Annotated in this window: 20 protein-coding genes and 1 riboswitch; of the genes, 18 read left to right on the top strand and 2 right to left on the bottom strand. The window is 36.2% G+C overall.

The features are described 5' to 3' along the window. Positions 1 to 219 precede the first annotated feature (219 nt). From ALLST_RS0106705 to anmK, 10 genes are all read left to right on the top strand, one after another. Positions 220 to 1,665 carry a glycoside hydrolase family 1 protein gene (locus tag ALLST_RS0106705; protein ID WP_019893367.1) on the top strand — a complete coding sequence of 482 codons (1,446 nt, stop codon included), beginning with the start codon at positions 220 to 222 and terminating at the stop codon, positions 1,663 to 1,665. Beyond that, the gene (gene murQ, locus ALLST_RS0106700; protein WP_019893366.1) at positions 1,662 to 2,555 is read left to right on the top strand and encodes an N-acetylmuramic acid 6-phosphate etherase; all 894 of its coding nucleotides are present in this window, start codon (positions 1,662 to 1,664) and stop codon (positions 2,553 to 2,555) included. Before ALLST_RS0106705 ends, murQ begins: the two co-directional genes overlap by 4 nt. Before the next feature lie 19 nt (positions 2,556 to 2,574). Beyond that, entirely contained in the window at positions 2,575 to 2,898 is a 324-nt protein-coding gene (locus ALLST_RS0106695; protein WP_019893365.1) for a PTS lactose/cellobiose transporter subunit IIA, read from the top strand. 1 nt (position 2,899) lies between these two features. Next, positions 2,900 to 3,262 carry a hypothetical protein gene (locus tag ALLST_RS0106690; RefSeq protein WP_019893363.1) on the top strand — a complete coding sequence of 121 codons (363 nt, stop codon included), beginning with the start codon at positions 2,900 to 2,902 and terminating at the stop codon, positions 3,260 to 3,262. A gap of 99 nt (positions 3,263 to 3,361) precedes the next feature. Then, a complete protein-coding gene (locus ALLST_RS0106685; RefSeq protein WP_019893361.1) occupies positions 3,362 to 3,676 on the top strand; it encodes a PTS sugar transporter subunit IIB in 315 nt (104 codons plus the stop codon). Between the two features lie 35 nt (positions 3,677 to 3,711). Beyond that, positions 3,712 to 5,064, top strand: coding sequence for a PTS sugar transporter subunit IIC (locus ALLST_RS0106680; protein WP_019893360.1), 1,353 nt, complete (start codon positions 3,712 to 3,714; stop codon positions 5,062 to 5,064). A gap of 63 nt (positions 5,065 to 5,127) precedes the next feature. Then, positions 5,128 to 6,219, top strand: coding sequence for a DUF871 domain-containing protein (locus ALLST_RS0106675; protein ID WP_019893359.1), 1,092 nt, complete (start codon positions 5,128 to 5,130; stop codon positions 6,217 to 6,219). Between the two features lie 2 nt (positions 6,220 to 6,221). Next, positions 6,222 to 7,124, top strand: a complete 903-nt coding sequence (locus tag ALLST_RS0106670; RefSeq protein ID WP_019893358.1) for an N-acetylglucosamine kinase — start codon at positions 6,222 to 6,224, stop codon at positions 7,122 to 7,124. Continuing rightward, entirely contained in the window at positions 7,121 to 7,972 is an 852-nt protein-coding gene (locus ALLST_RS0106665; RefSeq protein WP_019893357.1) for a MurR/RpiR family transcriptional regulator, read from the top strand. Before ALLST_RS0106670 ends, ALLST_RS0106665 begins: the two co-directional genes overlap by 4 nt. 10 nt (positions 7,973 to 7,982) lie before the next feature. Continuing rightward, the gene (gene anmK, locus ALLST_RS0106660; RefSeq protein WP_019893356.1) at positions 7,983 to 9,119 is read left to right on the top strand and encodes an anhydro-N-acetylmuramic acid kinase AnmK; all 1,137 of its coding nucleotides are present in this window, start codon (positions 7,983 to 7,985) and stop codon (positions 9,117 to 9,119) included. A gap of 211 nt (positions 9,120 to 9,330) precedes the next feature. Here the strand turns inward: anmK and ALLST_RS0106655 are convergent, their stop codons facing one another. Then, positions 9,331 to 10,338 (bottom strand): type II TA system antitoxin MqsA family protein, encoded by a 1,008-nt coding sequence (locus ALLST_RS0106655; protein WP_019893355.1) that lies wholly within the window; start codon positions 10,336 to 10,338, stop codon positions 9,331 to 9,333. A 998-nt stretch (positions 10,339 to 11,336) separates the two neighbouring features. On the opposite strand from ALLST_RS0106655, the gene ALLST_RS11105 reads away from it, so the two are divergent. From ALLST_RS11105 to ALLST_RS11485, 5 genes are all read left to right on the top strand, one after another. Next, positions 11,337 to 12,767, top strand: a complete 1,431-nt coding sequence (locus ALLST_RS11105; RefSeq protein WP_019893352.1) for a hypothetical protein — start codon at positions 11,337 to 11,339, stop codon at positions 12,765 to 12,767. A 256-nt stretch (positions 12,768 to 13,023) separates the two neighbouring features. Beyond that, complete coding sequence (locus ALLST_RS0106635) at positions 13,024 to 14,307, top strand: AAA family ATPase (RefSeq protein ID WP_211215118.1); 1,284 nt, start codon at positions 13,024 to 13,026, stop codon at positions 14,305 to 14,307. A gap of 14 nt (positions 14,308 to 14,321) precedes the next feature. Beyond that, complete coding sequence (locus ALLST_RS11590; protein ID WP_019893350.1) at positions 14,322 to 14,516, top strand: hypothetical protein; 195 nt, start codon at positions 14,322 to 14,324, stop codon at positions 14,514 to 14,516. A 12-nt stretch (positions 14,517 to 14,528) separates the two neighbouring features. Next, a complete protein-coding gene (locus ALLST_RS10840) occupies positions 14,529 to 15,032 on the top strand; it encodes a HEPN domain-containing protein (protein WP_211215117.1) in 504 nt (167 codons plus the stop codon). A 314-nt stretch (positions 15,033 to 15,346) separates the two neighbouring features. After that, a complete protein-coding gene (locus ALLST_RS11485) occupies positions 15,347 to 15,505 on the top strand; it encodes a hypothetical protein (RefSeq protein ID WP_019893348.1) in 159 nt (52 codons plus the stop codon). A 251-nt stretch (positions 15,506 to 15,756) separates the two neighbouring features. Here ALLST_RS11485 and ALLST_RS11300 read toward each other — a convergent pair whose 3' ends face one another. Beyond that, positions 15,757 to 17,031, bottom strand: coding sequence for a leucine-rich repeat domain-containing protein (locus ALLST_RS11300; RefSeq protein WP_019893347.1), 1,275 nt, complete (start codon positions 17,029 to 17,031; stop codon positions 15,757 to 15,759). A 1,030-nt stretch (positions 17,032 to 18,061) separates the two neighbouring features. Here ALLST_RS11300 and ALLST_RS0106615 point away from each other — a divergent pair. The 3 genes from ALLST_RS0106615 (at position 18,062) to ALLST_RS0106605 (ending at position 21,964) form a co-directional block, all read left to right on the top strand. Then, positions 18,062 to 18,415 carry a hypothetical protein gene (locus ALLST_RS0106615; RefSeq protein ID WP_169336056.1) on the top strand — a complete coding sequence of 118 codons (354 nt, stop codon included), beginning with the start codon at positions 18,062 to 18,064 and terminating at the stop codon, positions 18,413 to 18,415. A 714-nt stretch (positions 18,416 to 19,129) separates the two neighbouring features. After that, positions 19,130 to 20,533, top strand: a complete 1,404-nt coding sequence (locus ALLST_RS11100) for a GYF domain-containing protein (RefSeq protein WP_019893345.1) — start codon at positions 19,130 to 19,132, stop codon at positions 20,531 to 20,533. Positions 20,534 to 20,891: 358 nt separating this feature from the next. Beyond that, positions 20,892 to 21,057, top strand: a riboswitch (Lysine riboswitch). A 61-nt stretch (positions 21,058 to 21,118) separates the two neighbouring features. Continuing rightward, complete coding sequence (locus ALLST_RS0106605; RefSeq protein WP_019893343.1) at positions 21,119 to 21,964, top strand: transporter substrate-binding domain-containing protein; 846 nt, start codon at positions 21,119 to 21,121, stop codon at positions 21,962 to 21,964. The last annotated feature ends 16 nt before the right edge of the window (positions 21,965 to 21,980 follow it).

Raw genomic sequence — 21,980 nt, 5'->3', positions numbered from 1 at the left:
ACCAGTATTAGAAAAACAAATCGTGTTTTAAAAAATTAGAGATATTGCGATTGTTGTGGATGATATTGGCTTTTCTTTTTTGAAAAAAGTGAAATGAGATCGTTTGACTTAATAAATAATATTCCACTTAAAATCTATAATGAATGAAATAATATTTCACTTTATGATGAAACATGATATATTAGGGCAGTAAAGAAAGTGCTTAGATGGAGGCATAAAGTGGATCTACAATTTCAAAAACGAAAAATTTTGTGGGGTGGAGCAACGGCTGCTAGTCAATATGAAGGCGGTTGGCAAGAAGGTGGAAAAGGGATTGATACGCAAGATGTTCGACCTTATATCCCCCGTACAAGCAATGCAACAACAGCAACGCGTTTATTAACTCAAGCGATGATCGAAAAAGGAGAACGCGATACAAAGGGAAGATATCCATTCCGAGATGGAAGTAAAGGATATTATCATTTGGCCGAAGATATTCAGTTATTAAAAGAATTGGGAATGGATATTTATCGTTTATCCATTAGCTGGGCAAGATTGTTCCCGAATGGGGATGAATTAGAACCTAATCCAGCAGGAATTGCTTACTACGATCGAGTGTTTGATGAAATTCGAAAAGCAGGATTTAAAGTGTTCTTGACCATGAATCATTATGCGATTCCATTAAATTTAGTGAAGAAGTATGGCGGATGGACGAATAGAAAATTAATTGATTTCTATTTACGTTTTGCCAAAGTGGTGTTTGAACATTGGGGGGATTGCATTGATTATTATTTACCTTTCAATGAAATCAATGCGGGTTATTTTTCACCATTTAATGGGGTTGCTTTATTAAAACCAGAAGATGGCGGTTATGATCAATCATTAGTTTTTCAATCGTTACATCATCAATTTGTTGCATCGGCAAAAACGATTGAATTGGGCCATTCGATGGTTCAGGGAAAATTTGGCGCGATGGTCGCATGCTTTTGCTACTATCCGTACAGCTGTAAACCAGAAGACAATCTCAAACAAACATTAGATGAAAATACGAATACTTGGTTTTGCATGGATGTATTAAGTCGTGGTTATTATCCATCGTATATGCAATCGTTTTTTGATGCGAATGGAATTGAATTTGAAATCACGGATGAAGATCGCGAATTGTTAAAACATAATACATGTGATTTTGTCAGCTTTTCCTACTACCAATCTTCGGTAGCAAGTTGTGAAGAAAAAGAAAAAACAGCTGGAAACTTAGTTGTGAGTACGAAAAACCCATACTTACAAGCGAATGAATGGGGCTGGCAAATTGATCCAGTGGGATTAAGAGTTACATTGAATCGAATTTATGATCGATATCAAAAGCCGGTCATTATTAGTGAAAATGGATTTGGTTATGCGGATGTGATGGAAGAAGATCATCAAGTTCATGACCAATATCGAATCGATTATTTAAATCGTCATTTTCAAGAGATTTTAAATGCGCAAAACGATGGCGTAGATGTGGTTGCTTACATGATGTGGGGAATCGTCGATATCGTATCTGCAGGAAGTTGCGAAATGGGCAAACGCTATGGCGTGATTTACGTAGATGCGGATAACTATGGAAACGGATCTTATGATCGTTATAAAAAAGATAGTTTCTATTGGTATCAACAGTTTATGAAGGAGTATCGAGAAGAATGATTGAAAATTTCGCAAAATTAAATACGGAACAACAAAATCCAAATACGTTGGATATTGATCGAATTCCTACAGAAGAGATGTTAATCAAGATCAATGCCGAGGATAGAAAAGTAGCTGAGGTGGTTTATCAACAAATTCCAGCGATCGCAAAACTCATTGATCAAGCGTATGCATGTGTCGAAAATGGAGGACGCATTTTGTATGTCGGTGCCGGAACGTCTGGCCGTTTAGGAATTTTAGATGCAAGTGAATGCCCACCTACATATGGTGTGAGTGACCAGCTTGTGCAAGGCGTTATTGCGGGGGGAACACCGGCGATTTTCAAAGCACAAGAAGGGGCTGAAGATTCTAAAGAATTGGCCGTTGAAGATTTAAAAGAAAGAAATTTAAGTTCTGCGGACATGGTTATTGGGCTTGCTGCATCAGGAAGAACTCCATATGTAATTGGTGCATTAGAATATGCCAACCAAATTGGAGCACAAACAGGAAGTGTTTGTTGTGTTGAACATTCTGAATTAGCCAAAGTAGCGCACTATCCAGTAGAAGTGGTTACGGGAGCAGAAGTGGTGACCGGATCGACTCGCATGAAAGCGGGGACGGCGCAAAAGATGGTCCTCAACATGATTAGTACGTGTGTCATGATCAAAATGGGGAAAGTTTATCACAACTTAATGGTGGATGTGCAACCATCTAACGAAAAACTCATTGTGCGGGCAACACGCATGATCCAACAAATCTTAGAAGTTGATTCGCAAACAGCAAGTGACTTATTTGAAGCAAGTGGGCGAAGTGTAAAAAGAGCAATTGTCATGCATGCTTTACATTGCGATTGTGATGCGGCTCAAGAAAAAATTGAGCAAGCAAAAGGCGTATTAGCAAATATCATTTAAATTTTTGGAGGTAAAGACAATGAACGAAATGGAAATGATTATTTTTGAAATTATCAGTAACGGCGGAACAGCAAAAGGTCTTGCTTATGAAGCCATTGATGAAGCAGAAAAAGGGAATTTTGATCAAGCAGAAATGCTTTTAAAAGAAGCAGATGAATATTTAGTTCAAGCACATCAAACACAGACCAATATTCTTCATGATGAAGCAAACGGAAACCATCACGAAGTCACTGTCCTTTTTGTCCATGCGCAAGACCATTTAATGTCTGCTATGGAAGTTCGTACATTAGCGGATTACATCATTCGCATGAATAAACGTTTACACGCATTGGAAAATAAATAGTATGGCAAAGAGTGTGAAATGGCAAAATAAGGCCAAAACTGAAAATCACCAGTATAAATCCGTGATGGGGGAAACGGATTATGATATTCCAACTTTTGGTTATAAAAGTTCCTTTATTGTGATTCTTTCCATCATCTTATCGTTATTTATCGTTCCTTTTGGCTGCGATGCGTTAGGGGTGGATTATCGTTTACCAACGGTGATCATCGGCGGACTTGTCTCCGGATTTTCAGCAGTATATGCGCAATTTTTTATTCAATCCAAAAAAGGAATTTGCAAAAGCTTTTGGGTTGTCGGTAGCTTGTTGTCGGTATTTAGTGCCGGAATTATTGCTGCACTCGTCTATACCGGTGTCATGATGTAATAAAAATTCATTTATATAAATAAAAACGTGAAACAATATTGCAGGAAAGCGATTTCACAGCTATAATAAACACAGCAATAACATAGAGAGGAGATTTATATGAAAGTCTTATTGGTTTGCTCAGCAGGCATGTCTTCTGCAATTGCAGCTAAAGCATTACACGATGCAGCAGCAAAACAAGGAATTGAAATGGAAGTGAACGAATGCTCCACACAAGCATTTGCCAATGAAATTAAAGATGGTTATGCCATTGGTTTAGTTGCTCCACAAATTCGTCATCGTTTCGATACGTTGAAAGAACAAGCACAAGCTGCTGGCGTTCCATGCATTTTGATTCAACCACAAGGTTACACACCATTAGGCGCACCTAAATTGTTGGCTCAAGTTAAAAAAGAATTGGGCGAATTAAAGTAATTTAAAAATGAGAGAGATCTAAGAAAGGAAAATATATGTTTGATAAATTTGCGACTATATTAGACGAAAAATTATCGACACCAATGGCAAAATTGGCGGAACAACGTCACTTACGTGCCATTCGTGATGGTATTATTGCAACTTTACCATTGATCATTGTTTCTTCCATGTTCATGGTTATTGCATTCTTACCAAACTCTATGCCTAAAGAATGGGCAATCACACAATTTATTTCTGCAAACGCAACAAAAATCTTATTGCCATACCGTGTATCCATGTACATCATGACACTGTATGCGGTATTCGGAATTGGTTACTCCCTGGCAAAATCTTATGAGCTAGATGGCTTGTCTGGTGGGATCTTAGCTGAACTTGGTTTCTTATTAACAATTATCCCATCCAACATTGCCGCTCCAAACGAAGCAGTTTTAGCGCTTGCTGAAACAAGCACAGAATTAGCTGACTACTTAGCAACTGTTCCAAGCGGATTTGTATTACCAATGGGTAACCTTGGTAGTGCGGGTATGTTCATCGGTATTTTGGTTTCCTTCTTTGCGGTGGAAGTCTATCGCTTCACTCAAAAAAGCGGATTCAAAATTTCTATGCCTCCTCAAGTTCCAGCATCCGTTGCTCGTTCCTTTGAATCTTTAACACCAACTGCAATCGTATTAATCGTTGTCGCAACAATCTGCATGTTCTTACAGATTGATGTTCACGGCATGATCAGTAAATTGATTGTTCCATTGGTTAGTGCAACAGACACATTACCATCCGTTTTAATCTTAGTATTCTTGGTAACATTCTTCTGGTCCTTCGGTATCCATGGTGTATCCATCGTAGGATCAATCGCACGTCCATTATGGTTAATCTTAATTGAAGAAAACACAACTGCTTGGGCTGCAGGTCAAGTTATCCCAAATATTGGGGCGGAACCTTTCTTCCAATGGTTTATTTGGATCGGTGGTTCTGGTGCGACTCTTGCATTAGCATTATTGTTCGCATTCAGAAGTAAATCTGCTTATGGTAAAGCATTAGGAAAAACATCTTTAGTGCCTTCCATCTTTAACATCAATGAACCAATGATCTTCGGTGCGCCAATTGTATTGAACCCAATGTTAATCATTCCATTTATCATTGCACCAATGGTGAATGCAATTATTGCTTGGTTATTAACAAGTGCTGGTATGGTTGGTCACGTTGTTGCCACTGCACCTTGGACATTGCCTGGTCCAATTGGGGCGTTCTTAGCATGCGGAAATGACTGGCGTGCTGCTGTATTAAGTATTGGTTTAATTGTATTGGATTTAATCATCTACTATCCATTCTTCAAAATGTACGACAAAAACTTAGTAGAAGAAGAACAAAACCAAGAAGCAGAAGTATTATAAAGAATGAATTCTATTTAAGCCCTGTTATTTTTCAACAGGGCTTATTCTATAAAGGAGAACACAATGAGACGCTTAGGTATTTCCATTTATCCAGAAAAATCCGATAAACAAACGATTTTAAACTATATTGATCAAGCCGCAAAAGCAGGCTTTCAACGTATCTTCTCTTGCCTTTTATCCGTGAATAAAAGTAAAGAAGAAATTATTGCAGATTTTAAAGAAATCAATGAATATGCCAAAGGATTGGGCTTTGAAATTATCGTCGATGTATCCCCACGTGTATTTAATCAATTAGGCATTAGCTACAACGATTTAACGTTCTTTAAAGAAATCGGTGCGGATGGCTTACGTTTAGATATGGGATTTACAGGTAGTGAAGAATCGATCATGACCTATAATCCACAAGGATTAATCATTGAAATCAATATGTCCAATGATGTTCATACAATTGATACAATCATGGACTTCCAACCGAATCGCTACAAATTATACGGATGTCATAACTTCTATCCACATGACTATTCCGGATTGGGATTAGACTTTTTCATTTCTTGTTCCAAACGCTTTAAACAATATGGATTACAAACGGCTGCCTTCATTACAAGCCAAAATGAGAATACATTTGGATCATGGCCTGTAACGCAAGGGTTACCGACATTAGAAATGCATCGTCATTTACCGATGGATATCCAAGTTAAACACTTCATCGCTTTAGATTGTGTCGATGACTTCATCATTTCTAACTGCTATCCAACGCAAGAAGAATTAGATAAAGTATCGACTTTGGATTTATCTTTAGTCACATTTGATATCGATTTAGTGGATCATGTTGGTGAAGTTGAACAAAAGATTTTGTTTGAAGAATTACACTTTAACCGTGGCGATCAAAATGAAAATATGATTCGTTCTACACAATCCCGCGTGAAATACAAAGGACATCATTTTGAATTGTTCAATGCGCCAGAACTCATCCGTCGTGGTGATGTCATCATCGAAAGTAGTGAATATGGACATTATGCCGGTGAGCTACAAATTGCTCTCCATGATATGAAAAACAGTGGCATGAGTAATGTCGTTGGTCATGTTAAAGAAGAAGAATTGTTCTTATTAGACTACATTAAACCATGGCAGAAATTTAGAATTCGAAAGGCTTAAGTATGGATTATTTTATTGGCATTGATGGTGGTGGAACAAAAACAGCTTTTACTCTCTATGATGAACATGCGCATGTTTTAGATCAAATTGTTCTGCCAAGTTGCCATGTATTACAAACAAGCAAAGACCAAGCAATTGAGATTTTAAAACAAGGCGTCATGACTGTATTGCCAGATTCTGTAGCTAATGATCATGTATATATCGGATGTGGCTTGGCTGGATATGGAAATGATGCCAATTTGCGAAAAGAGATCGAAAGTCGAGTTGCCGAAAGTTTTCAAGGCATGCACTATCGCATTGCTAATGATGCGCAAATCGGATTGTTGGGGGCTTTAGAAGGTAGTGAAGGCATTTTTGTGATCGCTGGGACAGGTTCGATGGGACTGAGCTATCAAAATGGCCAATTTAAACGCGTTGGTGGCTGGGGCTATACGCTAGGCGATGAGGGGAGTGCCTATTGGTTAGCGAAGCAATTATTGCAAGAATACACCAAGCAAGTGGATGGTCGAAAACCACGAACTGCTCTTGTGGACGTACTAAAAAATACCTGCGATTTAGAAGATGATTATGATATTATTTCTTTTGTAAACACTAAACTGGCGAATAAAAGGGATCATATCGCTTCTCTTGCACCAATTGTGTATCAACTAGCCCAAAATCATGATTTGGCTGCCTTAGAGATCTATGCAAAGTTAGCAGAAGAATTATCATCATTGATCCATTCTCTAGCCAAAGACTTTAACCATCCAGTTCATGTCAGTTACACCGGTGGAGTTTGGAAAGGTTTGTCCTTTATTCGTCCATATTTAACATTAGATGACAACGTTCATTTGTGTGCACCTAAACATGACCCATGTTATGGCGCATATTTATTGGCGAAACAATTAAAGGATAATCGATCATGAGTTGTATATATAAAATTAAAAAAGGGTTTGGATCATTTACTCAAAATGAAAAAATCATTGCGCAATACATTTTGGACCATCGCAATGAAGCGATTGAAAAAAGCGCGCAAGAATTAGGATTAGTGACGCATACAAGTGCGGCTTCTTGGATTCGATTTTCGCAAAAATTAGGTTTTAAAGGATTAACAGCATTAAAAGTTGATCTAGCCAAAAACTTAGATGAAGATCAAGAAGAAGATGAAATATTCAATGTTGTCATTGAAGAACAAGATTCTCTAAATGTCATGGTTAAGAAAATTCAAACGATCAATGCGCAACATATGGAAGGTACCTACAAGTTATTGAACATAGACTCTTTACGAACGGCGATCGATTGGATGGACTCGGCCAGACGAATTTATTTAACGGGAATTGGTGGGTCCGGAATTGCTTGTTTAGACTTAATGCATAAACTGACACGAATTGATAAAGATGTCGTGTATTACGAAGATATGCACATTTTAGCTGCGCGGATTGCGCACATTAATCAAGACGACGTTTTGATTGCTTTAAGTTATTCAGGAGAAACGCCGATCATTAATGATTTGGCAAAATTTGCGAAAGGTAAAGGGGCGAAAGTGATTGCGATTACGCAATACAATACGAAGTCAACGTTAGCTTCATTAGCAGATAACGCCTTATATATCCCTGTGAAAGAAAAAGAATTGCGTTTAGGTTCTATCACATCACGAAATTCGACATTAGCATTTACAGACTTGTTATATTATTGCCTAAGCAAATTGCACTATGATCAAACGAAAAATGATTTAATCAAAACTCGACAACTCATTCAACTATTAAATAGTTAGAAAGGCTAATATGTTAGCAGTAGGTTTAATGTCAGGAACAAGCTTGGATGGAATTGATGCAGTGTTATGCGAAATCCATGGATCAGCAAATACAACAACCGTGAAACAATTAAGTTTTCTTACGTTACCATTACCCGATTCAACCCAAGCAAAGATTAAACAATGTTGCCAAAATAACGCAAACGTAGCACAAGTGTGCAGTTTGAATTTTGAATTAGGTGAATTGTTCGCAAAAGCAGCACAAGCTGTTTGTTTGCAATATGGAATCGAAACAACTCAATTAGACTACATCGCATCCCATGGACAAACGATTTATCATATTCCCCGAAACACAACGGAATACGTCGCATCGACGCTTCAAATCGGGGAAAGTGCAGTGATCGCCCAACGATGTGGATGTCCTTGTATCGCCAATTTCCGTGTGAAAGATATGGCAGCTGGTGGAGAAGGAGCGCCTTTAGTTCCTTTTAGTGAATATATTTTATATTCCAAACAAGACGAAGCGATCGCTCTACAAAATATTGGTGGAATTGGCAACGTCACGGTGCTACCAGCCCATACCAGTATTGATGATGTCTTCGCATTTGATACCGGTCCAGGAAACATGGTGATTGATGAAGCGATGCAATGTCTGTTCAATCAACCTTATGATGCTAGTGGCAATACGGCAGCAAAAGGAAAATTGATTATTGAATTGGTCAATGAGCTCAAACAAGATCCTTATATTGTGATGGCACCACCTAAAACAACGGGACGCGAAGTATATGGTAGTGAATTCACCCACAATATTTTGAATCGATACGCAACCTATGCACCTGAAGATATCATTGCAACGCTCACTTGGTTTACCGCATATTCGATTGCCGAAAACTATAGACAGTTCATCTTACCCAACCACAAGTTAACACAAGTCGTTCTTGGTGGAGGTGGCGCTCATAATGCAACATTAAAACAGATGTTGAGTGATGAATTATCTGGAATCAAGGTGCTGTGCCAAGAAGATTTAGGTTATTCTTCAGACGCAAAAGAAGCGATTGCCTTTGTGATTTTGGGAAATGAAACAATGCATCATCAATTCTCAAATGTACCTAAAGCAACAGGTGCAAGCCAAAAAGTGATTCTTGGCAATATTACATATCCAAACTAAATCGAATGAATTCAATGTGATTCTAATTTCGATTCTCGTGCATAGCGCAAAAAAACAAGTTTTGCTTCTTATGTGTATCTTGCGCATTGATGCTCAGGACAATAGTAAGGGAAGAAAGTTGATTGCTATTTTTCTTCACCTCAACATTTGATCAACAAATTCAAATAGCGGCCTCGAGTAAAATACTTGAGGCCGCTTAACTTTTATCGTATCACTTATCTAGTTCTATTTCTTTAGCATAGGCATATGAGATGATCTCGCCTTGTTTAGTTGAAGCATATCCTTTTTCCTTATGAGAATACTCCGATATTTCAACAGATCCAAAGTGTGCAAATTTATCGTATACACGTTGCAATATGTTGAGTTCTTCTTTGGAAAATTCATCGAATGGGATATCACGCTCTGGAATTATTTGATACCTTTCGTAACCGTTATCGCAAGTTATTTCAATATGAGCTATATGATCTACTTGCATTTTTTCCAAAAGAATTTCGAAATGATCAGGCACTGGACCATAGGGTAAGTGAACGTATTTCATACCAGAAATAGAAATACCATTTTCCTTATAAAAAAGCATGTCTGAGTAATTCAACAATTTCATGAGCTTTGTTTTAAGCAATTCACTATTTTTATGTGCAAAAAATAAAACCATTGCACAGAATTTGTCATAATCAAATCCTTTGAATCCATTTTCCTCGCAGGGAACATTTGAAAAAAACAAATCGAAAATTCTATGGCTTGCGTGAAATTCTTTATTTTCCTCTAACGTTTCTATGGTCATCAAAAGTCTTCTGATTTGTTTTTCATCCAAAGTTACTTCGTTCTCTGTAAGATACGTTCTCATGTTTTCAGGTTCTCGAAGGAACAAAAGAATGCTATTATGCGCTTTATCTTGAATAGAGCCATTTTCATATCTGCAAATTGTTTTATCTCCCCAGTTGAGGAGCTTTGCAAAACTTCTTTGACTTAGACCGTATTGTTCTCTGATTTTCCTTATTTCTTCTGGAAGTAAAAGCTTATGCCTTCTGCGGTATTCATTGTACGCACTCACCAACGTTGCATTATCTAATTCTTCACAGAAAAATTCTTCTCCACATTCTGAGCACACTAGGACCTGAGCGTCTACTTCGATTAACTCGCCACAGACATTATAAGATTCTCTTTTTGATATAACTTTTGTCTCTATCTCTTTTCCACATTGTTCACAATATTTTCTCATTGACGCCACCTCCTGTACTCTAGGCAAAATCATCTTCATGAAATCCAAGACATTTGACGATATCTTCACCATTCACTTGTACGATTTTAACTTTGATATAGAACTGTCTTCCATCTATGTTTTTCTTAAATTCCCAAATATCTCCGGGCTTAAGAGGGTCTAGGTCTTGCTTGGGTCCTTTGTAGTAGTCCTCCACTACAAGGCCAAATATTTCATCTTTTGCATCTGAAATGGTTAAACCGTATTTCGCTTAGGCTTGCATATTTTTTCATCGTGGAACGAAATCATATTTTCCTGCAGATACCTGTCGTTTCATCTTGGCTAGAAACGTTGAAATGTCTTGTGTATTGGCTTGCTTTCCCACTTAGACACCTCCTTGTATTTATATTATAGCTCAAGTATTAAAAGCCTCCATTAAAACGCGGTCATATAACCACATTTTAATGGAGACAACCATATTGTAATGATCGATTGATACGATCTTCAGTAAGTTGATTTAAAATAACGGATCGAAATCAGCCAAGAAGCGGGTTGTCGCTCCAGAACAAGGAGCGAGGGATTCGTGTGTATTTACATATTGAGGATTAAAAAAACTTGAACCATTTCAGAGAAATAAGCTACGCACTTGTGGTGCGAGTTATTATTCACTCTCGAAAAGTGGTTCAAGGTTTTCGGTTTACGAATTTTAGGAATGTTCTGTTTGAGTATTATTTATCGCTTGTTTTTTTGTGAAGGTGAATTGTCACATTAAATGTTGCATTTAATTTGATAATTCACCAATGATAAAAAAATCAAATACGTGTTCGTAGTAAAAGTGTTTGCCTCATTAAAGACGATGGATTAGAATCTAAGCAATGATAAAAAGAATATTTCTTTTCGCGGAAACGTAAACTCTATGGGTCCGCGTTTTTCTTTGCCCTTTTTATCTTGATTATTCTATATAAGATTGTGGAGTGAGCTAAAACATTTAGAGTGCCAAAAGTCTAAGAAGGAACATTATGAACAAAAAGTTTTTTGCAGCTTTAGCTTCTGCAACTATGGCTTTCACTGCGTCTGGTTCTATCGCTGTCTTTGCCGATGATTTTGTTGAAGAAAAAAATCCTGTCGTTGACAATGGCGACGTTAAACCAATTCCAACTGAAGTTGTTTGGAACAAAGAAAATTTCGGAGATTTAGCAAAAGGTGTAGCCGAAGGTAAAGTTACTTTACAAGGTGGAACATTTAAAGCTCCAGAATTAAACAAACCAATTGAAACTGCTGAATTAGCAAAAATTCAAGAAATTATTTTGACTAGTGGCAAGAACTTCAAAGGTGAAATCAAAGGGCTCGAATACTTCACAGGATTAACAACTTTTAACTCTTGGAACGGAACTTTAACGAATAAAACATTGGATTTCTCCGCGAATACTAAATTGAAAGATATTCGAATTAATGATGCATTAACAGGAATTACTCTTCCTAATCCGACTGTAGAAGATGAAGAAGAATATTATTCTTTAGAAACTCTTTACCTTGTTAGCACTGAATTAACATCTTTAGATCTTTCTGCTCAAGAAGAGTTAGATGCAATCCATGTTTATGGAAATAAGAATTTGAAAGAAGTTGTTCTTCCAACAGCGTCCAAAAAATATGGTCATGCCTTAAATAAAGGTTTAGAACTCCAAAACAACGCTTTAGAAACTGTAAATCTTGATTATTTAACAATTAACAATAAATTAGATTTAAGTGGAAACCACATTGGTACTTTAGATTTAAGTAAAACTGATGTTATTGCAGGTACTACAGTCAATTTAGCAAATCAAAAATTCTATGTTTCTGAAACTTTAAAAAACGTTAACTTAAATGAAACATTTGAAGGCTTCAATGCGAAAAATGCTGAACAATTCAGTGGAAAATTTGAAGATGGAGTATTAACTCTTGATGCAAGTGGCGCTTCTTATGCATACAATACTCATTTAAAATGCGGAAGTAGTGAAGTAAGTGATAGATTAGGTGTTCAACTCATTGCTGCAAACCCAATGAACCGTTTATACAACCCTAACTCCGGAGAACACTTCTACACAGCTGACATTAAAGAAAAAGAAGCTTTAGTAGCTCTTGGATGGAATGATGAAGGTTACGGATGGGTTGCTCCAAAAATGACTGAAGGAGATAAAGTTGTTTATCGTCTTTATAACCCAAATGCCGGAGATCACCATTACACTGTAAGTGCTTCAGAAAAAAATACTCTCGTTTCTTACGGATGGAAATATGAAGGCGAAGGTTGGAAATCTGCAGCAAAAGATGGTAATACACCTGTTTACCGTCAATACAACCCATACGCAAATGGTGCTGGATCTCACAACTACACAACTGACAAAGCAGAAAACGACTACCTCGTATCTTTAGGATGGACTCCAGAAGGAACTGCTTGGTACGCTTATCAGTAATCTGATTTAAAAACAAAGAATCGAATCGATCAACGAATCAAAATCAGCCAAGAAGCGGGTTGTCGCTCCCGAACAAGGAGCGGGAAGCTCGCAATTTTTTTTGTTTATGATGAAGCATGTTAATAATATAAGAGCAATAAGAAATTTTTTATTAAACTTAATTGATAGATGTAAGGTTAAATAAAGCGAAAATTAATGATATTTAATCTTGCTATTTGCGTAAAAACAGCAAATTTAACGTTTAAATGGTCTGCTTATGCTAAAATATAGTCAAGGAGGTGCATGTGAGGTGTTATTGGAGTTTAGGTGTTCTAATCATAAATCAATTAGAGATGAAGTCCTGTTTTCTACAATAGCGGGATCAGATAAGACGCACACAGAAAATATAGAAAAAGTAGCGGATATTGATGTCCTGAAAGTGGCTGTTATTTATGGTGCAAACGGTTCTGGAAAAAGTAACTTTATTGACGCAATAGCATTTGTAAAAAATCTTGTTTTAAATAGCATCAACTATCAACCGGGACAGGGGATTTTACAACAGCCTCATAAGCTAAATGGATATGAACAGAATAGCGATTATATGATTCAATTCATAGTTGATGGTATTCGATATGCATTTGGCTTTTCGTTGAAGAATATGCTTGTTGTGGAAGAGTATCTCTATTATTTTCCTAATGGACGAAAAACAAAAATATTTGAACGTTTAGATGAGAATTTTACAGCTGGCAGTAGCTTTCGTAGACGCTTTAATAGTTGCAAAGATGTCCTTAAGCCAAATCGCTTATTGTTATCTTGCGCAGCTAATTTTAGCTCTGTTGAAGAAGTAGCTGCTGCTTATCGTTTTTTTAGCGACGATTTGGTGCTTTATAGTCCAACTTCTCAAGATAATTGGATGAAGTATTCACTTCACCAAATACATGAAAATAAAGAAATAAAAGCCATTGTTCTAAAAATTTTAGACGAACTTGGTACAGGAATTAAAGATATTTGTGTTGATATTAAGAAGGAAAGTCTCGATGCTGAAAATCTTCCTCCTTTTCTATCAGAGGAGTTCAAAAAAAATCTTTTGCAGCAAGAAGTAGATGCTATTTCTGCAAAAGTTTTATATGACAAATTTGAAACGGATTTGATTTCAGAAGAATCCACAGGGGTAAAAAAGCTCTTTGGAATACTTTGCCCATTTGTAGATGTCATGGTGAATGGGAAAGTGTTGATTTGTGATGGACTTGAATCGAATTTACATGAGGCTCTACTTTTTGAACTGGTTAAACAATTTATAAAAACACGTAAAAGTAAGCCTGCACAATTGATTTTTACAACACATGAAACTGGTTTGTTAAACTTAGATTTGTTTAGACGAGATCAAATTTGGTTTACGGAAATCAAAACAAAAGATCGTTCTACAGATTTGTTTTCACTTGCTGAGATTAAAAATGTTCGAAAAGAAGAAAACTTTAGTAAAGGCTACATCACAGGGAAATATGGGGCTATTCCGATGCTTAATTTAAATTTCGCTGGTGTAATCTCCTCTGAACAATAAGTGGAGGAATAGAAATGAAATCTAGAAAGATATCGTTAACTCCACGTAAGGAGGATACGCGCGAAGCGCGTCCAATGTTAGTGCGCTTTGACTTGTCCGAAATTTTACAACACTTTACGGAAAGTATAGATGAGATTAAGAAACAGTTTGATGTTGCCGATGAATTGCTTCGGGCAGGAAATGAAATTGCTTGTAAAATGGTTTGGTGATCACAAGTTGTTTTGGCTGAAGGTTTATTAGATTTTTATATTCATGAAATGAGCAAATACTGTTTAGTAAAAATGTTCTCAGGAACTTGGCCAAAAACTGATAAATATAAATCTTTCCAGATTCCAATGGAAAAAGTAGAGATGGCGATAGCTACATTGGAATCAAATGATTGGTTTTTTGAGTATTTAAATGAACGATTTAGCAGAGATGTGTTTTTATCTTCTGAAAGCGTAAAAGATCAGTTAAATCTTATTGGTATACCATTTAAACAAGTAATGACAAAGGCTTTTCCGAGCAAAAATGAAAATGAAGCAATGAAGGTAGGAAAAGAAGTTATATCAAATTTATTCAAACGAAGAAATGAAATAGTGCATCAAAATGATAGGAGTCACGCATCAGCAGAACAAACAGACATTACCAAAGAATATGTTGAAGATTATATATCTAAGATTGAATCTATCGTTAATGCGATACAAATGACTGCAAAAGAAAAAGTGTATCAAGAAGTAAGTTAAATAATTTTGAATTGATCGAGCATGATTGTGCTTAATAAATTGTAATATTTAAATGGCGGTAAATGATTATTGTTTATCGCCTTTTTACGTTATTAAGTATTGTGCTTATTACAATAATTCATCTACAAAAAATGATAATCGATTTATAAATCAAAAATACAAATCACAAAAATTTTATTTAGAATCTAAATATGCGGACCTAAAAAATTGTCTACAACGAATTAGATGTTTTTGTGAATCAAACTATAGATATCGATCTTCGATCCATTACAGCGATAAACATGGAGAACTTCGAGTAGGAAATAAGGAACATTATGAATGAAAAGTTTTTTGCAGCTTTAGCTTTTGCAATTATGACTTTCACTGCGTCTGGTTCTATCGCTGTCCTTGCCGATGATTTTGTTATTGAGATTATTTCGTTTTTCTTGGTTTCAAAATTCTGTTCTTCAAAGAATATCTTTTCGAATTACTGACTACACGCAAATCCCTGTTCATTTACAGCCGAAAACTACGCAAATCCCCGTTCGTCGAATTATGGTGTAGTGAGTTATTTCTTGTTATCACTTTATCTAAAGTGAAAATGTCTATTTTTATTTTTGCGTTTAAACGAAAAAGCCCAGAGTGTTTGACTCTGAGCAAAGGTTGAAAATTTTTTATTCTTATTTTTGTTTTTTTATTGAACATTTTGATTGTGCTTCTAGTTCTGTTTATTTTGATTTCTTTTCTATTTTTCTAATGCGTACCAAGCAATGTTTTCGGCTCTCCATCCTAAAGAAACAAGTGTGTCATTTTCATGTTTATCGGTCGTATAGTTATGGGCTCCAGAGATCGCATTTGGATTATATTGGCGATAGAGTGGGATACTTTTAAATTCATCACTATAGAAGCTGATTTCTTCATATTTCCAACCAAGAGTTTGTAGGGTATTGCGCTCATTCACATTCGTTGTGTAATGATGATCTCCGGCATTGGGATTATAGAGGCGATAAACCGGCTGCATGGATAATTCGGGAGCTTGCCAGCCAATTCCTTCATATCTCCATCCCACTTGAACTAAATGATTCTTTTCTTGCACACTAGTTGTATAAAAATGTTCTCCGGAATTTGGGTTGTAGAGGCGATAGATAGATTGTGGCTTTGTTGTTTCGTCTTGTTTACCAATTGTACCTTGACCAATTTCACCTGGAATATTAATTGATGGGTTGTGGATTTGACCATCGTCGTAGCGATCAAGATGGACGGTGACGGTTAAAGAATATTCAGGCGTTGGCTTGAAGTTATTGTTTTTGGCGACAGTATATTGATAAGAAAATTCATCTGCGGTAACTTTGATGGCATTATCCCCATTGACAAAAGATGCTCCTTTTAAGTCGTGCATATTCTCATTCTTGGCAAGAAGTGGAAATTCTTTTGGTCCAAGAATTGTGGCAGATTTTGCGACAGAAAGATGGATCGTTTGATTGGAGAATTTGTTTTGAATTCCTAACTTTGTAGGATCAAAATCTAGGCCTTCAATCATCTCAACAAGATCATTATCTGACGTATAGATCATATGCTCTAAAAACAGACTGCCTAGATGATTGTTGGAACAGTCAATGCGAGCAAGGAGAGGGGTAAGACCACTTAATTGCTCGATTTGATTGTTAGAGCAGTCCAAGATCATTAAGTTTATAAAGGAACTTAGATCGATTTTTCCAGTGAGTTTGTTGTTGGAAATATCTAATACATGAAGGGATAGAGGATCAGCAATTTTTGCTAGTTCTGTTTGGAGTTGTGCATTAGTTAGGTTTCGATTGGATAAATCTAAAATGTGTTTGGACTTTGGATAGCTTTCATTTGTAAATTGCGTCTGCTCAATGTCGTTATGCAAATCGGTTTGGATGACTTTATGGATCTTGGGGCTTGTTGTCAATCGCATGCTTTGATTTGAATAAGAATAAGGTGTCATGTTCGTGAACAGACAAAAAGAAGTGATGAAGAGTAATGCTTGATTGGTCATAGAAAATCCTCCGTGGTCAGTAGAGAGGATTATTTGAAAAGATAAATGATGTTTTTGCTTTCTTTCAAACTATTGATCGTTTTGTTCTGTTTGAAAATTAACGCTTGCAGGACAAGGTCATATAGAAATTGAAAGGAAGTTTGTTTTACATCGCACATTTCATCAAGATGTGAGAGATGAATTTGTATCCAATCCTACTTTCAAAACAGGCTAAACAGATCAGAAACAAGAGGATGACACAAGTCAAGAAAGATAGAACAGACAATAGCGGATCTACGAAGTGAGAATAAAGAGGTCAACTTAGCCGAATATAAAACCTACTGCATTGAGCAAGGGGCATGTCAACTCGATGCCCGATATGAAGGGGATGGTCTTGTCGTGATTCACGCTAAAGTAATGATTCTATTTTCTGTTTGAAGATCTTTCTTGATTAGATGCATGAGTTTTAATTTTTTCGATCCAATTTTGTGGTGATTCAAGATGGATGAATGATTAGATGATCATAAATCTATCTTTTTGAACGTGCATCGGGTCTGGTTGTTGTCAAAATGTTTTATAGAACGATTGGGTTTTATATTCACTTTTTTGACACAATGATGACGGTGGGGGTCTTTACAAACAATCTTCCTATTTTTTAATAGCAACTGAAAAAGTTTTTTCTCAGCTGCTTCATCTATGTAAGTAAACAATAGCACGTTTATTTACAGAAAATAAAAATATATTTTCTGTAAATAAATTTTTATCCAATCTTATTAGGTTTGAAAATTTATCGTATAGAGTTGTTTCTCTTCGCTTCATGTCTATGGAAAAATAAAGGAAAAGATAAATGTGACTTTATCAAATTTTAAGCATCGAATTTTGATAAAAAGGCGGAATTTGTTCGGTTTTACGTGATAAATATTAGATCAATCGATATATAGTTGCTTTTTGATCCTTGTTTAAAATAGGTGTTCACAGAATGGAAAATAAGAAGTAGACTGAATACATGACACGTACATATACAGCAGACTTTCCTACGGAAGATTTTCCAATGGAAGATAAAGAACAATTATTTCGAGATGCATTAACAGCTTCGATTATCGCAACTGAGTTTGATCGATTCATGACAAATGATTCTTCATATTTAGTACAAGCAGGAATCAATGAAGGATTCCCTGACGTTGTTGTGCGCAATAGTTTTATGGTTATGGGCAATGGTGGTTTACAACAAGCGATCGCATTCAACAGATGTTTTGAATATTTTGGTGTAGGCGAAGAGTTTGACGAATTTGCGAATAACCAAGTATTAGTGAATTCTATTTTAGAATTATTGGCAGAAGACTTTGTCGATATGTTAGCAGCTCAATTCTCCCCAGAAGTAGAAGGGGAACATCGTCTTTCTTAATTTGCTTAAAATAAGAAATGGAATAGAAGCATTAAGCAAAAAGAGGAAAGATGAATTTAGTTTTGTGATTTCAAAAAGAAATCGAAGAACTCCTGATCAAATATGAGCATTTCACTCATAGATTGGGAGTTTATTTTTATATTTAAATGAAGAATGATCCAGATGGAGCATAACGATATTTCCATATTGTTATAAAGTGATGAACGAGTTTTATGTATATCGAAAAACAACTTTTCTCCATTCAAAAAAGAAATCAAAAGAGTAAGGTCAACTTTAACTTTGTATTAATCAAAAAGGATTAAATATTAAAAGTTAAATACGTTCAATCAGTCAATCTATTCAGAAAATGGATGGCTTGTGTGTATATGATTTATGCACAAAAGAATGTGTTTTTCGATTAAAATAGAGCAATTTGCGACAATCTTCTCGAATATGCGGACTTTTAGACGAGAAAATTATTTGAATTATAGATAAATCTTAAAAAGTTCTTTAGAGTTTTTTGTAATAATACAATCGTCATCGATTATAACTGCTTTTTTGTGGTACTTGATCCATTGAGTCATCTCGTTTTTCGTAAGGCTCATCGTGATCAAAAAACAATCTCAAATTCAGGATCGATGAATTCAATACAATAAGAAGAAAATAAAGAATAGGTTATAAAAGGAAAAAGAGATCAATCTTTTATTTCCTCATCTTTTAAGGAGAAATAATGATATGAAAACATGTCCAGTTTGTCATAGAGAATCAGATGATCAAGCACGTTTCTGTCAAGAATGTGGATCTCCATTACCAGATGCAGATCCAAAAGAAGAAAGTGTTTTGGAAGAAGTAAGTCAAACTCACTCTGATTCTTGTCCAGCTGATCTTGAACAAGATCATGTTGAACAAACAAAAACAAGTGATCAAGAACAATCAGAACAAGCTTTAACTGAAGATGATTTGGTAGTTGAAGCATCTTTGACAAATGAAGCCAAAGAAAACGAACAAGAAGAAATGGCTGAAGAAGTTCCTACTGTTCAAGAAGAAAAATCCAACACACGTTGGTATTACGTTGATGCCGGAAAAACACAAGGGCCTTTCAGTCCGGAACAATTTGAAGCGATCATTGTTGAAAATAAGATTACGCCAGATACTTTTATTTGGAAAAAGGGAATGGCGGCATGGACGCGTTTAAAGGAAACGGAACTATATGTAGAACTTGGTTTAGCTCCAGTTCAAGAAGAAGTTCAAAACGTTTCTCAAGATGAAGTTTCAACTGTAACTTCTGTCCATGAAGCAGTAACTGAATTAACAGGTGTTGTATCCAGTACAGCTGCTCATTCCAATGCAACAGTCAACCAAGATGGAATTCCGACAGTTCCATTGGGGTCCCAACAAAATGATGCAACAGATAGTGAAACAGAACAAGATCCTCAAATTGAAGAAGATCAAAAATGGTATTACGTTTATCGTAACCGCACAGTAGGCCCATTCTCCGAAGAAGTGATGATCAAAAAGATTCATGAAGGCGAAATTGAAGGTGAATCTTATGTTTGGCGTGAAGGATTTAGAGATTGGAAACATTTAAGAGATACAAAATTCGCAGCTTATTTAGGATCCTATAATCCTTATGGCGGCGGAACATCATTTGTTGAAGATGTTGAAAATCAAAGAGGTTATGCCAATACCGATCGCCCTTTATATGATGAAGAAAATTACGCCAATGGTCCTTTTGATGAAGTTCATCCACCACACCAAGGACATCCATATTATGGAAATGTGGGCGTGAGTCCAAGAAGCATTATCTTATATTTATTATTAACGATTTTGACTTGTGGTCTTTTCGAAATCTTCTGGCTTTATGCGACTGTTTCGGATATTAACAGAATGTGCCAAAGACGCGGAATTCGCGAAATTGGCGATCCAATTATCGTCGTTGTTCTCACATTTGTGACTTGCGGTATTTATAGTATTTATTATTTCTGGAAAGCCGGACAAGCACTCTATCGTTTATCCGGAGGAACAAGATCCGATAACTCAGTGTTACTCGCTGTTTTGGGGATCTTCATTTCCCCAGCTGCTTTAGCCATTATCCAAGATCAAATTAACGATTTAGTTGATGATGATGTTTATTGCTAAGGAAAAAAATAAATCAAATGATTCAGACAATGCCTAGGGATTTTCCTTAGGCATTTTTTTAAGTTTGAACAAGAAAAATTGATGTTATGGAATGAATAGTTGGCCACAAAAAAGAAGAAGAATGCGCTAAAGTAGTCAAAAATAAAAATCAGAAAGGATGAAAGTACGCTAAGTTTTTAAGTTTTGTAGCAAAATTATGAAATATGAGAAATGAATTGTTAATGAATTGTAGACAAATAAAGAATGATTAGGCAAAAGTGGTTGTTTTTAAAGGAAATAGAGCGGAAGTTACGAAAAGACAGAGAGTTCGTTGACATCAATAAGAGATGTTGTTAGTATGGTGGCATTTAAATGAGAAATAAAAGATAAAGGCTGCGGTGCAGATGAGTATCTTGTGGAGAAGACATTCGATGAAGCAAGAGAAAGGCAACCATCGCCGAAATGTTTAGACTGGTAAGTCTAAATGTTGGGCTACGTGAAAATATTACGTAGACTCCTTCAGTCGAAGAGGTGTTATCTTGAAACAACTTTTTGAGCTGTGGGGCAACCACGGTTTTTTTATTTCCAGAAAGAGGAGAATACGATATGAAAAAACAACTTTGGTCAGCTGCCGCATGTGCGATGATGATTCTTGCAGGATGCTCAAGTGCATCAAATGGTAGTTCAACTGCATCTAATGCATCTGCAGATTCAGATACATTTACTGTAGGAATGGAATGTAACTATGCTCCATTTAACTGGCAACAAGTAGAAGGCAGTGATACAGCTGTTGAACTTGGTGGCGGAGCAGGTTATTGCGATGGATATGATGTCATGATTTCTCAAGACATCGCTGAAAACTTAGGTAAAAAACTCGTTGTTAAAAAAATTAACTGGGATGGTTTACAACCAGCTTTAGATTCCGGTGAAATCGATGCTATTGTTGCCGGGATGACTGCAAACGAAGAACGTGAAGAAGGAATTGACTTTACAACTCCATACTTCTCTTCTGAAATGGTATTAATTGTACCAAAAGGAAGTGAATTAGAATCTTTCACAGATATCCAACAATTTTCTGGTCACAAAGTCATTGGTCAAAAAAATACAAACTACGATACAGTGATTGACCAAATCGAAGGCGTAAATCACGTTGTACCAAAATCTGCTTACCCAGAACTTGTTTTAGCTTTACAAACAGGTGAAGCAGAAGCAATTACAGCTGAACTTCCTGTCGCAAAAGGAATTTGTGAAGCAAACCCAGATTTAACATATATTACGTTTGAAGAAGGCAAAGGATTCGATATCGATACAGCCGTATCAATCGGTCTGAAAAACAACTCTCGTGATAGCGAAGAATTCAACGCTGTTCAAGAAGCTTTAGATAAAATTACGCAAGAAACTCGCGAAGAGTATATGCAAAATGCGGTAAATAACGCCCCAACAAACGAATAAGATAAACAAATAAAAA

Origin of the sequence: Allobaculum stercoricanis DSM 13633, from assembly GCF_000384195.1 — a bacterium.
GTDB classification, from domain to species: domain Bacteria; phylum Bacillota_I; class Bacilli_A; order Erysipelotrichales; family Erysipelotrichaceae; genus Allobaculum; species Allobaculum stercoricanis.
Note: the sequence above shows the minus strand (reverse complement) of the source record. Positions and strands in the feature narration are given on the sequence as shown.